General features: G+C 38.0%; 16 protein-coding genes. 11 read left to right on the top strand and 5 right to left on the bottom strand.

The window, feature by feature from the left end; genetic code table 11:
• Window positions 1–58 precede the first annotated feature (58 nt).
• The 3 genes from R2R28_RS20335 to rsfS all read right to left on the bottom strand — a co-directional run bounded on the left by R2R28_RS20335 (window position 59) and on the right by rsfS (window position 3179).
• Entirely contained in the window at window positions 59–703 is a 645-nt protein-coding gene (locus R2R28_RS20335; RefSeq protein WP_316827496.1) for a lactate utilization protein C, read from the bottom strand.
• A gap of 63 nt (window positions 704–766) precedes the next feature.
• On the bottom strand, window positions 767–2776 hold the full coding sequence (gene ftsH / locus R2R28_RS20330) for an ATP-dependent zinc metalloprotease FtsH (RefSeq protein ID WP_316827495.1): 2010 nt from the start codon (window positions 2774–2776) through the stop codon (window positions 767–769).
• Window positions 2777–2804: 28 nt separating this feature from the next.
• The gene (gene rsfS, locus R2R28_RS20325; protein WP_183766650.1) at window positions 2805–3179 is read right to left on the bottom strand and encodes a ribosome silencing factor; all 375 of its coding nucleotides are present in this window, start codon (window positions 3177–3179) and stop codon (window positions 2805–2807) included.
• A 44-nt stretch (window positions 3180–3223) separates the two neighbouring features.
• On the opposite strand from rsfS, the gene R2R28_RS20320 reads away from it, so the two are divergent.
• The 4 genes from R2R28_RS20320 to pfkA all read left to right on the top strand — a co-directional run bounded on the left by R2R28_RS20320 (window position 3224) and on the right by pfkA (window position 7275).
• Window positions 3224–4000 (top strand): biotin--[acetyl-CoA-carboxylase] ligase, encoded by a 777-nt coding sequence (locus R2R28_RS20320; protein WP_316827494.1) that lies wholly within the window; start codon window positions 3224–3226, stop codon window positions 3998–4000.
• 7 nt (window positions 4001–4007) lie between these two features.
• Window positions 4008–4457 (top strand): protein-disulfide reductase DsbD domain-containing protein, encoded by a 450-nt coding sequence (locus R2R28_RS20315; protein WP_316827493.1) that lies wholly within the window; start codon window positions 4008–4010, stop codon window positions 4455–4457.
• A 147-nt stretch (window positions 4458–4604) separates the two neighbouring features.
• Window positions 4605–6299, top strand: coding sequence for a protein-disulfide reductase DsbD family protein (locus R2R28_RS20310; protein ID WP_316827492.1), 1695 nt, complete (start codon window positions 4605–4607; stop codon window positions 6297–6299).
• Window positions 6292–7275 (top strand): 6-phosphofructokinase, encoded by a 984-nt coding sequence (gene pfkA, locus R2R28_RS20305; protein ID WP_316827491.1) that lies wholly within the window; start codon window positions 6292–6294, stop codon window positions 7273–7275. Before R2R28_RS20310 ends, pfkA begins: the two co-directional genes overlap by 8 nt.
• 87 nt (window positions 7276–7362) lie before the next feature.
• On the opposite strand, the gene R2R28_RS20300 is transcribed toward pfkA, so the two are convergent.
• Window positions 7363–7686, bottom strand: coding sequence for a heavy metal-binding domain-containing protein (locus R2R28_RS20300; protein WP_029281519.1), 324 nt, complete (start codon window positions 7684–7686; stop codon window positions 7363–7365).
• A 155-nt stretch (window positions 7687–7841) separates the two neighbouring features.
• Here R2R28_RS20300 and R2R28_RS20295 point away from each other — a divergent pair, with 155 nt between their 5' ends.
• Window positions 7842–10931: a VIT domain-containing protein gene (locus R2R28_RS20295; protein WP_316827490.1), complete on the top strand. Its 3090-nt coding sequence runs from the start codon at window positions 7842–7844 to the stop codon at window positions 10929–10931.
• 159 nt (window positions 10932–11090) lie between these two features.
• Here R2R28_RS20295 and R2R28_RS20290 read toward each other — a convergent pair whose 3' ends face one another.
• Complete coding sequence (locus tag R2R28_RS20290; protein WP_316827489.1) at window positions 11091–11612, bottom strand: 5' nucleotidase, NT5C type; 522 nt, start codon at window positions 11610–11612, stop codon at window positions 11091–11093.
• A 144-nt stretch (window positions 11613–11756) separates the two neighbouring features.
• Here R2R28_RS20290 and R2R28_RS20285 point away from each other — a divergent pair, with 144 nt between their 5' ends.
• The 6 genes from R2R28_RS20285 (at window position 11757) to R2R28_RS20260 (ending at window position 16903) form a co-directional block, all read left to right on the top strand.
• Window positions 11757–12329 (top strand): 30S ribosomal protein S16, encoded by a 573-nt coding sequence (locus tag R2R28_RS20285; protein WP_316827488.1) that lies wholly within the window; start codon window positions 11757–11759, stop codon window positions 12327–12329.
• A 121-nt stretch (window positions 12330–12450) separates the two neighbouring features.
• Window positions 12451–12978, top strand: a complete 528-nt coding sequence (gene rimM, locus R2R28_RS20280; protein WP_316827487.1) for a ribosome maturation factor RimM — start codon at window positions 12451–12453, stop codon at window positions 12976–12978.
• A gap of 76 nt (window positions 12979–13054) precedes the next feature.
• On the top strand, window positions 13055–13489 hold the full coding sequence (locus R2R28_RS20275; RefSeq protein ID WP_316827486.1) for a hypothetical protein: 435 nt from the start codon (window positions 13055–13057) through the stop codon (window positions 13487–13489).
• 160 nt (window positions 13490–13649) lie between these two features.
• The gene (gene trmD, locus R2R28_RS20270; RefSeq protein WP_316827485.1) at window positions 13650–14324 is read left to right on the top strand and encodes a tRNA (guanosine(37)-N1)-methyltransferase TrmD; all 675 of its coding nucleotides are present in this window, start codon (window positions 13650–13652) and stop codon (window positions 14322–14324) included.
• Window positions 14325–14508: 184 nt separating this feature from the next.
• Window positions 14509–15144: a response regulator transcription factor gene (locus tag R2R28_RS20265; protein ID WP_316827484.1), complete on the top strand. Its 636-nt coding sequence runs from the start codon at window positions 14509–14511 to the stop codon at window positions 15142–15144.
• A complete protein-coding gene (locus tag R2R28_RS20260) occupies window positions 15122–16903 on the top strand; it encodes a 7TM diverse intracellular signaling domain-containing protein (protein WP_316827483.1) in 1782 nt (593 codons plus the stop codon). Before R2R28_RS20265 ends, R2R28_RS20260 begins: the two co-directional genes overlap by 23 nt.
• The last annotated feature ends 253 nt before the right edge of the window (window positions 16904–17156 follow it).

The following is a 17156-nucleotide window of genomic DNA, read 5'->3' as shown; positions in this document are numbered from 1 at the left end:
TTAAGCTAAAATGCGATGGGCTTGGTAGAACTAAATAAGTGTTGCCTGGCCCCTCGCACTAACTAAAATCATCAATCAAAAACACAAAAAGCTCTTTTGGGCCATGTGCACCTAAAACCAGTGTTTTTTCAATATCGGCAGTTCTGCTTGGTCCGGTAATGTTGCTAATCATGGATGGAATCTGGTTGCCGTATTTGTTTTTTAATAGCTGGAAAGCATCTTTAAGGTCTAAAACCAATTGACTCGTTCTCGCGATTACAATATGGTGATGTGGGAAAATACTCAACCTCCTGCCTGCAGCACCGCGGTTGCTTACCATTACACTGCCATTGCGGGCAACCAGTGCCTCGCAAAGGGTAATACCTACTTCGGCCTGTTCAAAATCCTTATCAGTTTGGTAAAAAGGGAACTCGTATTTACTTAAAAACTGCTGTAGCTCGGGCTCCCAGCAGTATATTTTACGCCATTTAAACTTATCGGCCAATTGTAACATGTTTTCAAAAAAGTCGATGCCGTCCTCACAAAAAATAAAATTACCCGATATGGCGGTAAGTTGTTCGGCAAAAAGGACTTCCAGCTCATCTGTATTTTTTTTATACAGTACACTTTCTTCTAAATTAGGATAAGGATTTTCACGCTTTTCTAACAGTGCTTTTCTTATCTTTTTTAGTATTTGTTCCTTCGCTGTCGTATTATCCTTCATATAAAAAAAAGCTACCCTAATGATTAACTAGGGTAGCAAATGTAATTAATTGAAATTATTTATTTAAGCTTCAACCGGAGTAATGTGTCCTGGTGTTCCGCTTTCGCCTTGATTTTCGAATAAACGTTTTCCAAAAATCTCTTCTAAATCGTCTTTAAATAGAACTTCTTTTTCAATTAAGATGTCGGCCAACTGGATCAATTTATCTTTATTTTCTTCTAATAAACTGATTGCTCTTTGGTATTGACCTTCAATTAAAGCTGAAATTTCTTTATCGATGGTTAAAGCGGTATCTTCTGAATAAGGTTTAGAGAAATTATACTCGTTCTGACCAGATGAGTCGTAATAGGTAATGTTTCCTAATTTTTCGTTCAAACCGTAAATGGTAACCATTGCCCTGGCTTGTTTATTAACTTTTTCTAAATCACTCAATGCACCGGTAGAAATGGTATCGAACATTACTTTTTCAGCTGCCCTGCCACCCATTGTGGCACACATTTCATCAAGCATTTGGTGAGGACGAACGATTAAGCGTTCTTCTGGTAAATACCAGGCTGCACCTAAACTTTGTCCGCGTGGTACAATGGTCACTTTAACCAACGGCGCTGCATGTTCCAATAACCAGCTTACCGTGGCGTGACCAGCTTCGTGAATCGCAATAGCACGTTTTTCGCTTGGGGTAATGATTTTGTTTTTCTTTTCTAAACCACCAACAATACGATCTACAGCATCTAAGAAATCTTGTTTATCAACTGCTGATTTATTTTTACGGGCTGCAATTAAAGCGGCCTCATTACAAACATTGGCAATATCAGCTCCTGAGAAACCAGGTGTTTGTTTTGCTAAAAATTCGGTATCTAACTCTTCTGATTTTTTTAACGGAGTGATGTGTACTTCGAAAATCTGTTTACGTTCGATAACATCCGGTAAGTCAACATAAATCTGTCTGTCAAACCTACCTGCTCTTAATAAAGCTTTATCTAAAACATCGGCACGGTTGGTAGCTGCTAAAATAATAACATGAGTATTGGTTCCGAAACCATCCATTTCAACCAATAATTGGTTTAAAGTGTTTTCACGTTCATCGTTTCCTCCCATTACACCGTTTTTACCACGGGCACGGCCAATCGCATCAATCTCATCAATGAAGATGATACAAGGCGATTTATCTTTTGCTTGTTTGAACAGATCACGCACACGTGATGCGCCTACCCCAACAAACATCTCTACAAAATCAGAACCTGATAAAGAGAAAAAAGGAACCTGAGCCTCACCAGCAACGGCTTTGGCCAATAAGGTTTTACCCGTACCCGGCGAACCAACCAATAAAGCACCTTTAGGGATTTTTCCACCCAAATCAGTATATTTTTTAGGGTTTTTAAGGAAATCTACAATTTCCATTACCTCAGTTTTGGCTTCTTCTAAACCGGCCACATCGTTAAACGTAATGTTTACCTGGCTTTCTTTATCAAATAATGTAGCTTTAGATTTTCCAATGCTGAAAATCTGACCGCCACCACCAGCACCACCGCCCATTCTGCGCATCATAAAAATCCAGAAACCGATTAAAAGCAGTACCGGTAAGATGATGCTTAAAAACCAGCTGGCTAAAGGATTGCTACGGTTTTCTGATTGGAATGAAATTGCTTTTCTACCAGCAGGCAATGCTTTTTGCGAGTCAGCTAATGCAGCCCTTAAATCGGCAAATTTCCCTCCGTAGGTGAAAAAAACAGTTGGTCCGTTTGATACATTAAAAGAACTGGTGCTTTTAAATGCTTTATACTGAGGCTTATTTAAACTATCTTTTTTAATATATACCTCAGCTTTTACTAAATCTTCCGTTTGGTAAGCTACAATCCTGTCAACGTCGCCCGTTAACAACATTTTGCTTTCGAAAGTATCGTATTTAACTTCTTTACCGCTATCTCCGGTAAATAAAAACTGCGCTGCTATGATAGCGATAATGATGGCAGCATAAACCCAGAAAATATTAAATTTTGATCCTTTCTGTGGTTTTTTTGGGATGTTTGGTATCCTTTTCCCTTGTTTTTCGGTATTTTGATTGTCGTTCATTTCTCTTTGTCAAAAATGGTTCTAAAGGTTATGCGCTCTGATAATTTGTGCTTTCTGCATCCCCCCAAAGTTCTTCTATGCCATAAAAGTGGCGCTTTTCGGTTTTAAAAATGTGCACAACCACATCGAAATAATCGAGGATAATCCAATCAGCAGATTCGAAACCTTCTTTATGTCTTGGATCGGCCTGCGTGGCTTTGTATATTTCTTTTTCCACACTATCAGCAATAGCTTTTACCTGCGTAGCTGAATTTGCGCTCGCAATAATAAAGTAATCAGCAACAGAAGTATGAATATTTCTTAGATCTAACCGCACTATATCTTCTCCTTTTTTTTCTTGGATGCCGTGTACGGCTAACTCAGAAAGGTATGTAGAAAGGGCTACTATTTTCTTTTTTACCATTAAAATGCTTTAATTTTGGAATTACAATAATATAAATTCAACACTTGCAAAATAACACTTTTTCGACACTATTTGTTGGTCAAAATTTAATCAAATTAAAAGAAGTTGATTCTACTAATAACTTTTTGAAAGATTTGGTGTCAAATTCCGAGCCATTAGCCGAAGGGACTGTAATTATGGCAGATAATCAGTTTGCGGGCAGAGGGCAGCAGGAAAGCGTTTGGCAAACCCAGGCAGGCAAAAATATCAGCACCAGTATTTATTTAAGGCCCTCATTTTTACCTTTGAACAAACAGTTTTACCTCAATATTGCCGTTAGTTTAGCCGTTAGTGATGCTTTATCCTGTTTTATACCGGAAGGGATAACCGTGAAATGGCCAAATGATATGTACCATCTGGACAAGAAATTGGGAGGGATATTGATTGAGAATACACTGACAGGGAGTGCAATTAAATCATCGGTAATTGGCATTGGCTTAAACGTAAATCAATCAGAATTTTCTGAAAGTATCAGTCAACGGGCCACTTCCGTAATTCGAATTTTACAAAGAGATGTTCCTTTGATGGATATTATGGAGAAAATATTCATATTTATGGAAAAATACTACTTAATTTTGAGAGCAGGGAAATATGGTATTTTACAAAATGATTACCTTGCAAGGCTTTACAATTACAATGTTTCTGCGTTATATAAAAAAGGAGAAGAGGTTTTTGAAGGTATAATTAAAGGAGTTGAAGATGGTGGTAGGTTAACTGTTGAGACGATACATGGTTTGAAAAGCTTCAACTTTAAAGAAATTGAATTCACACACACAAAATAAACACAACATGAAAAAAATCACACTCGTACTGTCGATGGTACTTTTTACCATTGCTGGTGCATTCGCTCAGATCGAAAAGCCTGTTACCTGGGCTTACTCTGCAAAAAAAATAAGTAAAACGGAGGCCGTTATATATTTAAAGGCTACCATTGATGACAGATGGCATATTTATTCTCAAAATGTTAAAGATGGTGGACCTGTAAAAACTACATTTACTTTCGATCCATCTAAAGATTTTAGTTTAGTTGGAAAAACAATCGAGCCTAAAGCCATTGTGAAATACGAAAGCACTTTTAAAATGAATGTAAGTTATTTTGAAAAAGTGGTCATTTTCCAACAAAAAATAAAGTTAAACAAAGCGACAACAGTTGTTAAGGGCAAGGTAGAGTTTATGGTTTGTAACGATAAACAATGCCTTCCACCAGAAGAAGTTGAGTTTAGCGTACCCGTTAAATAGTTGAACTCAAAACATTTATAAACAGTCCCGAATTTTCGGGACTGTTTCTTTTTAAAGTAAAATCTGCATGGTGTATAGGTTTATAAAGAGCCGTTTATAAAATTATTCTTAATTTCACAGGTTTAAATACACACACATAACACACAAATGAAAAAGGTTTTATTATTGTTACTAATGGCCAGCATGTTTATTGCATTGCCGGCTGTTAAAAGTTACGCCATCGTAACGCAAGATACCACAGCAACCGCTCCTCCTGATGATATTGTTTTTACTGAAGTAGGCTCTGCACAAGATAGTGCGGCGAATCACCTAGTAAAAGACACGGTAAAAAAAGATACAGCTAAAGCAACTGCATTAAAAACAACAAAAACTAGCGATTCTGAAAAATTAACCCTTTGGCAAACTTTTCTTAAAGGATTACTTTTCGGTTTTGCTGCTATTTTGATGCCTTGTATATTCCCGATGTTACCACTTACCGTTTCTTTTTTCACAAAGAAGGCCGGAAGTAAAAGTAAAGCCGTTGGCCAGGCTGTAATCTATGGATTATCCATTATTATTATTTATGTTGCGTTAGGGATGTTGGTTACTATAGCATTTGGATCAGATGCCTTAAATGCATTATCTACCAATGGCATATTCAATACATTTTTCTTTCTCATGCTTGTTGTTTTTGGGGCATCTTTCCTTGGTGCTTTTGAAATTACTTTGCCAAGCGCTTTCGTAAATAAAATTGATGCAAAATCCGACAAAGGAGGCCTAATGGGTATCTTCTTTATGGCATTCAGTTTAGCTTTAGTTTCTTTTTCTTGTACAGGTCCGCTTATTGGAACATTGTTGGTTGATGCTGCATCTAAGGGCGATAGATTAGGACCAGCCATTGGAATGTTTGGATTTTCATTTGCATTAGCAATCCCGTTTGCATTATTTGCCCTTTTTCCGTCATTGTTAAAATCTCTTCCAAAGTCTGGAGGTTGGTTAAACAGTGTAAAAGTTGTTTTAGGTTTTATAGAACTTGCTTTTGCATTTAAATTTTTATCTAACGTAGATTTGGCATACCACCTAAATTTATTGGATAGGGAAGTTTTCTTGGCTATTTGGATTGCTATTTTTACATTAATGGGGATTTATCTTTTAGGAAAGATAAAATTTTCGCATGATAGTGATTTACCTTATTTATCAGTTCCAAGAACATTCCTGGCAATTTTAGTATTTGCATGGGTCGTTTATTTGATTCCTGGGATGTGGGGAGCGCCATTAAAATCAATCAGTGCATTTTTACCCCCTACTGCTACTCAGGATTTTGATTTAAATAATCTAACCGCTGCGCCTGCTGGTTCTGGAAATAAAACATCAATCAAAGAAAAAAAATATGCAGAGCTTTTTCATAGGTTAACTCCAAAAGGATTTGATCCTTACTATGATTATGAACAGGCTAAACAAGCATCAAAGGAATTAGGCAAACCAGTTTTAATCGATTTTACTGGTTGGAATTGTGTAAATTGCCGTAAAATGGAAAACAATGTTTGGTCTAACCCTGAGGTTGCAAAAAGATTAAAAAATGATTTTGTAATGGCCGAACTTGTGGTTGACGATAAAACAGAACTACCTGTAGCAGAACATTATGTTTCTACTTTCAGTAACAAAAAAATAAATACAATTGGGAAGAAATGGAGCGACTTTCAGGCGGCAACTTTTAACAGTAACTCTCAACCTCAATACGTAATTGTAGATAGCGATGGAAATGTTTTAGTTCCACCTCAAGGTGCAGATTATGAACCTGAAAACTACATTAAATTTTTAGACAGCGGAAAGGCAGCTTTCCAAAAAAAGACAAATGAATAAGATTAAGAACATTGGCGTTTTAACCTCTGGCGGCGATTCGCCAGGCATGAACGCCGCAATTAGGGCCGTAGTAAGGGCTTCTATTTATTATGATATTGAAGTAACCGGATTTATCCGTGGTTACGAAGGGCTGATTAATAATGATTTCATCCCTATGGACCGCAAATCTGTAGCGAACATCATTCAGCGTGGCGGTACCATTCTAAAAACAGCACGTAGTGATGCTTTCAGAACCGTTGAAGGAAGAAAAACAGCCTACGAAAACCTAAAAGCAAAAGGAATTGATGCGCTGATCGTAATCGGTGGTGACGGAACATTTACCGGAGCCAACATTTTTTCCAAAGAATTTGATTTCCCGATTGTAGGTTTGCCAGGTACAATTGATAATGATTTGGCGGGTACCGACTTTACCATTGGCTACGACTCTGCTATTAATACTGTTATTGATGCTGTAGACAGGATCAGAGATACGGCAGAATCGCACGACAGACTTTTTATTGTGGAAGTAATGGGGCGCGACTCGGGTTTAATTGCTTTACGAAGTGGAATTGGCGTGGGCGCAGAAGCCATCATGATTCCTGAAGCCAATATGAATGCAGACGATATTTTACATAAATTAGAGCATAGCCGTAAAGATAAAGCTTCGAAGATTATTATAGTTGCCGAAGGCGATGATACCGGTGGTGCATTTAAAGTGGGCGAAATTTTACAGGAAAAGTATCCACATTACGATACCAAGGTTTCAGTTTTGGGCCACATTCAGCGTGGTGGTAAGCCAACCTGTATGGATCGCGTATTGGCGAGCCGTTTAGGTGTTTCGGCCGTAGAAGGATTAATCAGTGGCGAAAGTGGTGTAATGGCCGGGCAGATAAACCGCGAAATTATCTTTACTCCTTTCGATCATGCCATTAAACACATTAATGCCGAAAAAGTAAGTGCCAAATGGCTTAAATTAATCGATATACTTTCGTTTTAAACTGAAAACAGGATATAAAAAGAAAAGTCTTTCCCGCACCGGAAAGACTTTCTTGTTTTTGCTTAGTTTTTCGCAATAAGCAATTTCTTAATCTTCTAAAATTACAGCAGTACCGTTGGCGCTTACCATGAGCATGCTGCCGCCGCTACCAACCGTTTCGTAATCTAAATCTACGCCAACAATTGCGTTGGCACCCAAAGCGGCTGCATATTGTTGCATTTCGTTAACAGCGGTATCTTTTCCCTCGCGTAAAACACGCTCATAAGAACTCGATCTGCCTCCTACTATATCAGTAATACCCGCAAATAAATCTTTAAAAATATTTGCACCAATAATGGTTTCTCCGGTAACCAGACCGATATATTTTATAATTTTTCTGCCCTCAACTGTAGGCGTTGTGGTTACTAACATAGTTTTAGTTTTTTATTGTTAGAATCATTTTTTCTGGAAATGTTACAGTTTCAGAAAAGCTGATTTATAGGGTTAAATTCTTACAGGGAAAAGGCTTTTGAAAATAAATTTATGCAATCGCTGATGCTTTTGCATCACTATTAAAAATCATTGCTATGAAAACATCTAAAACTTTACTCACCCTGCTTTTAATGTTGACGACATTTTTTGTTAAAGCACAAATGCCTGTGCTAAAGATACCACAGGCCGAAACGGCTGAGCAGAAAGAAGCCGTTAAACTTAAAAAATTGAATATTGATGTGCAGATCACAGGAAATGTTGCCACAACCGTGATGACAATGACCTTTCACAATAGCAGCAATCGTGTTTTAGAGGGAGAGCTAACCTTCCCGATGCCCGAAGGCGTAAGCATTAGCCGTTATGCTTTAGATATCAACGGGAAAATGCGGGAAGCTGTACCGGTAGAAAAAGCAAAAGCAACTGAAGTTTTCGAAAGCATTGAACGTAGAAGAGTTGACCCGGGATTATTGGAAAAAGTGGAAGGGAATAATTTTCGCACCAGGATTTACCCTTTGCCTGCTAATGGCAGCAGGACCATTATTGTAGGATACGAAGAAGAATTAAGTTTTAACAGTGCCAATGTTTTAAAGTATCATTTGCCCCTCGATTATAATCAGGCCATTGAAAACTTTAGCTTAAAAACTACTGTTTTCGAAAGTATCATTAAGCCAGAACTTGGCGAGCAACCTGATGGCAGCTTTGATTTAAAGGCCAATGGAAATACCTATGTCGGCGAAATTAACAAGACCAATTATCAACCTAAAAACGGTTTGACCATTAATTTGCCAAAGCGGAATAACCTTCCCGAAGTGCAGTTGCAAAAAGCATCATCAGGGTATTATTTTCTGGTAAATGTTTTTCCGAAAATGCAACGCCGCGAACGGCAATGGGCCAATCATCTTGGCTTGATCTGGGATGTATCGTTAAGTGGTCTTCAACGCAATACGGATAAAGAAATTGAACTGTTGGATTTAATCATCAAACAAAAACAAAATTTAACCATACAGCTGGGGCTTGTTAACAATGGCTTTAAAAATGCCGGAACTTTCGCTATTTCGAACGGTAACTGGACTGCATTAAAGGATAAACTGAAAAACCTGGTGTATGATGGTGGCACAAATTTCAGTGCAATTAATGCAAAATCGATTCAGGCTGATGAATACCTTTTGTTTACCGATGGCTTATCTACTTTCGGAAAAAATACGGTTAGCTTAAATAAGCCGATTCATTGTGTAAATACCGCATTAAAGGCAGATTACAGTACATTAAAATACATCACTTTAAAAACGGGCGGACAATTTGTAAACCTTAATTCTATTTCAGTTAATGATGCCTTTAAACAATTGAACCAACAAAATCTCCAGTTTTTAGGAATCAAAAATGGAAACAGCATTCGCCAAACTTATCCTTCTATGAAGGTAAATGTAAACGGGCATTTTTCTTTAACGGGTATTATGAGTGAGTTTAATACCGAATTTACCTTGCAGTTTGGCTTTGGGAATACGGTAGTTGCCGAACAGGTAGTCCGTTTAAATGCAACCGAACATACGTTAAGCAGTATCGATGTAAGCCGGGTTTGGGCACAGAAGAAAATTGCAGAAATGGACATTCAGTACGAAGAAAATAAAGACGATATCAGTGTTTTAAGTAAACAGTTTGGCATTGTTACCCGTAATACCAGTTTAATCGTATTAGAAAACCTCGATGATTACCTGCGTTATGATATTGTTCCTCCTGTTGAATTGCAGCAGGCTTATAATACCGTTTTAAAGCAACGCAGGGTTGATCTTTTAGAACATAAAAAAGACCTGATCGATGCTGCGGTAGCCATGACAAAAGATTTAAAAACCTGGTGGAACACTAACTTTTATTATAAAGAACCCGAGAAGAAAAAAGAAAGATATCCTGATCCAGGACAAAGGGATGTAAAGGGAGATCCTACTGCTGATATTGTAATGCGGGAGCCTGTTGGGGAAGGACCAAGAAGAGAATCATTAAGAGCGGCCGAAGTAATTGTTCCCCCAGTGCCACAAGCTGTGGCGCTTGCCCCACCTACCGGAGCTGCCAGTAGGGATAAAGAAACAAATCAATTAAATGAGGTGGTGGTTGTGGGATATGCTGCGCAACGAAAAAGTGCTGTTACCGGATCAGTAACAACGATTAGCGGTAGAAACTTACAACAAGGCTCACCCGGAGAAGCAATGAGCATGTTGCAGGGAAAAGTAGCCGGAATAAATATTACCCGTTCTAAAACAGCACCTGAAATGCAACCTGGAATTATTATCCCTGAATTTAAAAGTGATAAGGATTATATGAAAAACCTGGTTGGCAAACCAGATAGTGCTTATCAATCTTATTTAAAAATGAGAACGAAATACATCACTACCCCAATGTTTTATTTCGATGTGGCCAATTGGTTCTACCAACAGAAAGACAGTGTAAGGGCTTTAACCATTTTAAGCAATATTGCCGATCTGGACCTCGAAAACGCTGATTTGTATAAAACACTTGCTTATAAGTTAAAACAGACGGGTAATTATAAAGAAGAGATTTTTATCACTCAAAAAGTTTTACAATGGCGGCCAATGGATGCACAGAGTTACCGCGATTATGCTTTGGCCCTGGCTGATAACGGTCAGTATCAGGCTGCACTGGATAATTTATATAAAGTGCTTACCCAGAGTTATAATGCACAGATTACGGATAGAGACCAGGGCATTGAAGAGATTGTAATTTCCGAAATGAACAACCTCCTTGCAAAACATGGCAATAACATTAGTACAAAAGGAATTGATAAACGATTAATCCAGCCCCTGCCTGTAGATGTACGCGTAGTACTCAACTGGAATAAAAATGATACTGATATCGATTTATGGTTAACCGATCCTACTGGTGAAAAAGGGTTTTATGGTAACTCCAGAACAAAAATAGGTGGAAGAATCAGCAACGATTTTACCTCAGGTTACGGACCGGAGCAATTTATGATCAAAAAAGCCATAAAAGGAAAATATAAGATAGAGGTAAACTATTATGGCGATCGGCAGATTAATATCAGCGGACCAACAACAGTAACTGCAGAGATTTACACCAAATACGCCACCGGAAAACAGCAAAGGAAAGTAATTGTGTTGCCACTTGCAGCAGGAAGTGGCGGCGGAAACTTTGTAGGAGAATTTAACTTTTAGAGGAAGATGATTACACAAATGGCAGGATTACATTGATTTGGGAGCCATATGAGTTAGATCGTCATTTCGACTGGAGTATAACGGAATGGAGAAATCTATAAGTTAACTTTAATTATTAGATTTCTCCACTGCGGTCGAAATGACGGACTTTGACAGGGCTTATAATAGCAAACCCGCAACCTCTTCCCAGGTATTTACTCGCTCATATTCGGTTACCAATAAATTATGTGGGGAGGTATACAGTAATGGCCTGCCCGTAAAATTTACAAAGTTTTTGGTACGGTCGTCGATAATGATATCAACGTTTACAATTTTATTTCCGCAGAACATGATGTGCTGCCAATCGATAAACGGAAAATGTTCGGCCATCCAATCATATTTATCTACCAGTGAGTTACGGAATTCCATTGCTGCCGAAACGATATAAACATCATATTTTTCCTGCAGGGCTTTAATTACCCGCTTACTATCGCCTATTACTTCCAGATCGCGGAAAAAGCCTGGTTCGTTGATGTATTCGAACCATTTCTGGTTAACCTCTTGTGGTACATGGTGATAAATTTCGTTTCCGGCATCTATTTTTAAATCCAAGGGGACGTTAAAATCACGGTTATATAATTTAATAAATTTTCCGAGGGCGTCGGCAATTACCTCGTCCATATCAATCGCAATTCTTTCCATTTTGTATCTGCAAATATTTTGGTGTAAATATCCTGAAAACTAAGAAATTAAACTATGTTTTTAATTTCCAGTATTTTAGTTATCTTTGCAGCCCCGCAGCATGAAGCTCCGGGAACTATGTTGAATACATAAATACAAAAGAAAATGGCAACTAAAATCAGATTGCAAAGATTCGGTAAAAAAGGGAAACCTTTTTTCCACGTTGTGGTAGCAGATTCTCGCTCTCCACGTGATGGTAAATTTATTGAGCGTTTAGGTTCTTATAACCCAAACACCAATCCTGCAACCATCGAAATTAACTTCGAAAAAACTTTAGCTTGGGTTAACAGTGGTGCTGAGCCAACTGATACTGCTCGTGCTATCCTTTCTTACAAAGGTGTTTTATACAAAAAACACTTAGAAGGTGGTGTTAAAAAAGGCGCTTTAACCCAAGAACAAGCAGATGAAAAATTTGCATCTTGGTTAGATGCTAAAGCAGGTAAAATCTCTGGTAAATCAGAAGGTTTAGCCGCTTCTAAAGCTGACGTACGTAAAGCAGCTTTAGCCGCAGAAGCTAAGAAAAAAGAAGATAGAGCAGCAGCTATCGCAGCTAAAAATGCACCAGTTGCAGAAGAGGTTGTTGAAGAAGAAGTTACTGAAGAAGCGCCAGCTGTTGAGGCTGAAGCAACTGAAGAAGCTCCTGCAGCAGAAGCTACTAAAGAAGAAGGAGCAGAATAATTTTAATTATTTTGTTTTCATAAATAGCGTTCCGGATATTCGGAACGCTATTTTTATTAATACCCCCTGCCCCTAAAGGGGGGTGTTAATAAGTCCCCTTTAGGGGATTTAGGGGGTAGGTATGAAACACGAAGAAGCATTTTACATAGGATACGTTACAAAAACACGCGGTTTAAAAGGAGAAGTTCAGGTATTTTTCGAATTCGACGAATATGAACAGCTGGAGTTTGATGTTGTTTTTGCAGATATGAACGGAAAACTGGTGCCTTACTTTGTGGAATCGGCAAAATTGCAGGCCAATAAAACAGGTTATTTTAACTTTGATGATATTGATCATATCGATAAAGTGCAACCCCTATTAAAAAAGAAACTCTACCTTCCCATTGCTCAAATGCCCGAACGTGATGAATCAGAGTTTTTCTACACCGATTTAAAAGGCTTTATGGCTGTTGATGAGGCGCTTGGTGAGCTGGGTGAAATAGTAGAAGTAAACGAATACCCCCAACAATTTGTAGCCTCGGTGATTTACCAGGAAACCGAAATCCTTTTCCCCTTAAACGAAGATTTTATTGTAGAAATTGATGCAGAGGAAAAAATCTTAACCCTTGATTTACCAGAGGGTTTATTGGATATCTATCTGGAAAAATAAATTTATCTGGTGATTAACTAATAATGTTTTTTGAAGAAAAATTGTTAATTTAGATTTCATTCTAACCAAAATTAACATGCTCAAAAAAACATCAAAAATTGCCCTGATTTTTCTGGCTACGCTAACAATTTTTTCTTGTAAAACGGTTCAACAGGCCAATCTAAAAGAAATAAAGCCATTTGTAGGTATTTGGAACGATACGACTAATCCAGGGAGCAAAATCGTTTTTAAATCCGACGGTAGTTTTTACAATCTTGCCAAAGAAGGTGGCGTGCAGATTGTAACGCATAGCGGTACGTTTAAAATTTTATCCAACAACATGTATGTGCTAAATATTTCGGATGCAAGGGCAGATGCTACTTACGACCTTAAAGGCAGGCAATATGCAAACTATTATACCTTAAGTAATGATCAAAAAACCATGAAAGTAAGCGGAGTAGTTGATGGGCGTAATGGCAGAAACCCACTTAAATGGGCAAGCGACCTGGTGAAAGTAAATACGCTGGATTAAGCGTAAAATTGATTTCGTAGCATCGAGGTTAATTGAAAAAAGCTTCTTAAATGGAATCTAAAGGTAATTGATTTGCTGATTTGCCAGAGAAATTTATTCTGAAAGCAGCAAAATTCGACTTTGCGTTAAAGACTTCGCACTAAAGGCTTACCTTTGCAACATGCGTTTCGATATCATAACAGTTTTGCCGGGTTTATTAGAAAGCCCCTTTGCACATTCTATTTTGCAACGGGCCCAGAAAAAAGGCATTGCCGAAATTGTGGTGCATAATCTACGTGATTATGCCACCAATAAACAAAAAAGTGTAGACGATTATCAGTATGGCGGTGGCAGCGGTATGGTAATGAGTATTGAGCCTTTTGCGGCATGTATCGAAAAACTTCAGGCTGAGCGTGAGTATGATGAAATTATCTTTATGAGTCCTGATGGTGTTACGTTAAACCAGAGTACCGCAAACGAACTTTCCATTAAAAAGAACATCATCATTTTGTGCGGCCACTACAAGGGCATAGATCAGCGTATCCGCGATATCTTTGTAACCCGGGAGATCTCGGTTGGCGATTATGTTTTAAGCGGTGGTGAGCTTCCTGCTGCAATTGTAGTAGATGCCGTGGTGCGTTTAATACCCGGGGTTTTAAATGATGAGACCTCTGCCCTCTCCGATAGTTTTCAGGGAGATTTGCTTGATGCGCCGGTTTATACCCGGCCTGCAGACTGGCGCGGACATAAAGTGCCTGATGTTTTATTAAGTGGCCATGAGGCCAAAGTAAACGAGTGGAGACATGACCAGGCTTTGGAAAGGACCAAACAACGGCGCCCGGATTTATTAGAATAATTCCCCTTTTTCTTATTTGATAAAATACCTCTTAATGGGTATTGTTTGCGTATGGGCTGGATCCTATTTTAGCAGGGTAGATTTCTGGATTTTGTAACACAGCGATTAAATGATGATCCGGAATTTCTTGTAGATGATTAATATAAGCGCTATTTTTAGGGAAACGCTTACTACTCGCTAAGTTATGCCAAAACAGATTGTTATTTGTGATGACCATTTACTTTTTTTAAATGGCATTTCTGAGTTACTCAAAAACACGGGGAATAACTACGGTATTGCTAAATTTAGTGATGTTCATTCCTGCAGGCAACATTTAATGCAAAATGAAGCAGATGTTTTTATCTGCGATTTAAATATCAATCATTTCGATGGCTTTTTACTGCTCGAAGAGCTAAAATTCCAACTAAAAAATACTAAAACGATTATTCTTACGGCTTATTATGAAGATTTTCTAATCCAAAAGGCACGGAAATTAGGGGTAAATGCTTTCCTGAAAAAAGAAACCCCTGCCGAAGAGCTGATCAGTGTAATAGAATCGGGGCTTAATAAGGAGTTTTATACCAATAAGAGTTATAAAAAAGGTGTTAGCGTGTACAGCACCATTGATGAGCCCATTATCAATAAATTCCGGATATCCAGACAAGAAAAAGAGATCATCAAATTAATTATCAAAGGCTTAACAAGTAAGGAAATTGCCGATGTATTGTTTATCAGCATAACCACCGTTACCACCCATCGGAAAAACATCCACAGAAAACTGGAAATCAGTAACAGCAGTTCGCTCATCAAATTTGCTCATGAAAATAACCTGCTTCATTAGCCTTCTGCTATGCTCCTGTTTCTCGTTTGCACAAACTGTAAATAAACAATTATTAATATCATCTGCTTTCGCTGTAGATTATAATTCCTCCTGGAGCAGGACGGTTCTTCAACAACAAAAATTTCATTCATTCAGGCAAAACGATGAAGTTAATATTGGCTACAACAAAAACGCTGCGGTATGGTGCAGGTTCGTTCTTAAAAATAACAATGCTGAAGAAAGTGTTAAAACATGGCTGTGTTTTAACAATAACCATATTGATAGCCTTACGCTTTATGATGCTGAATCAGTAAAAATCCTTGGAGATAGAACCACAGGGCGGAGCCCTTTTATTGAAACCCTGGCCTTTGAACTTAATTTTAAACCTGGCGAGGCAAAATTCGTTTGGGTTAGGGTAAAAAAAGAAACGTCTTTTTTGGATTTTACTTATAGTTTAGATAACCAGGCCGATCTGGAAGCGAAATCGGCGCTGAAAATAGCATTAACATCTTTTTTTGTCGGCATCGTTTTTTTACTGCTCATGATTAACGGAATTTTGTTTTTAATGACCAAAGACAGGCTGTATGTGTACTACATTGGTTATTCTATACTCACGGCATGTTATGCCGCTATTACCACCAACTTTGCCAAACATGTGCTGTTTACCGGGTTTAGGTTCTTTAGCGAAGGGCGGATTTATACAGGAGCACTCTGGTACATTGCGCTAAGCATTTTTCTCGACCATTTTTTAAACCTAAGAAAAAACCAACCCATTAAACATAAGGTGGTAACAGGATTTAATATCATAAACCTTTCTTTAATTGTGATTTCGATTGCTTTACTAATTTTTTACCGCGATTTCGAATTTCGCTACTTTTTTGTGTTCGGCTATATTGTATTTCTCGCTTCTATCATCTTGCTCTTCTGGTCGGCAGTATCACATTTAAAAATCGAAAGAACGCAGGGGATTTATGCTTTATTTGCCTTTTTGCCCCAGTTGGTTTGGGGTGCCTGTTTAATTTTAAAAACTTTCGGAATTATTCCTAATTCCCTTGGTGATAACTGGATGTTGTTCATCAGTCTTTACGAAGTGTTTTTGTTCGGTTACGTGCTGTCGAGAAATTATATTGATGTTTTTTTGAAAAACAACCAATTGATGGAGCAGGTTATTTTTGAAAAAGAAAGCTCTTTAAAAACGATCAGTGAAGTTCAGCTTCGCGAGCGGAGAAACATTGCCAATATTATTCATGATAAAGTAGGTAGTAAAATTGCGCATATCATTCACCTTTTCGATATGAAAAACACTAAACTGGCTAAACAAACCATTGGTGAGCTGGCAGAAGATATCAGGGATATTTCTCATAAAATTCTTCCAAAAGCACTTGATGATGGCGCCCTGGCAGCAAGTTTGCAAAGCCAGATTACCAGTTTAAACGCCGGCCTTACCGAAGCAAAGATTGAGCTTTTTTGTTACGATTTTCCGGAGAAAATAAATGAACCCTGGGTGTATGATTTGTATCTGATTGCGCTAGAACTCATCAATAATGCTTTAAAACATGGTCAGGCGGGCTTAATTACAATCGAATGTTACCAATACAGCAACCACTGTCATTTTCAGTTTGTAGATGACGGGATAGGCTTTGATATGCAGGAAACGGGTAAAGGCTTCGGGCTTGAGAATATAGAAAAACGGGTAAATTACTACAGAGGTGATTTCGAAATCAACAGCGTTAAAAATGAGGGTACAATTATCCAGATTAATATTCCAATTCATCATTGATTTAGCCGGCCCTTAAAAACAGCTAAAATTTAGCTGGCGATTTCGTAAACGTAGTTTGGCTAACAATTCTGCAATAAAATTTTGAAGATAAATTTTATCATTAATTGATGAATAAGTGCCCTCCTGACCTTTTGGAATAGAAGCATTTAACACAATCAAATGTGGAATTCATAAAGAATGTGGAAAAAATTAAAATAGGTTTTTTTTTCTCGAAAATAATCCCTAATATTGCAATCCGATTTTCACGGGATGA

This window comes from Pedobacter miscanthi, from assembly GCF_032678605.1.
GTDB classification, from domain to species: domain Bacteria; phylum Bacteroidota; class Bacteroidia; order Sphingobacteriales; family Sphingobacteriaceae; genus Pedobacter; species Pedobacter miscanthi_A.
This window is presented reverse-complemented; position numbering and strand designations above follow the sequence as displayed.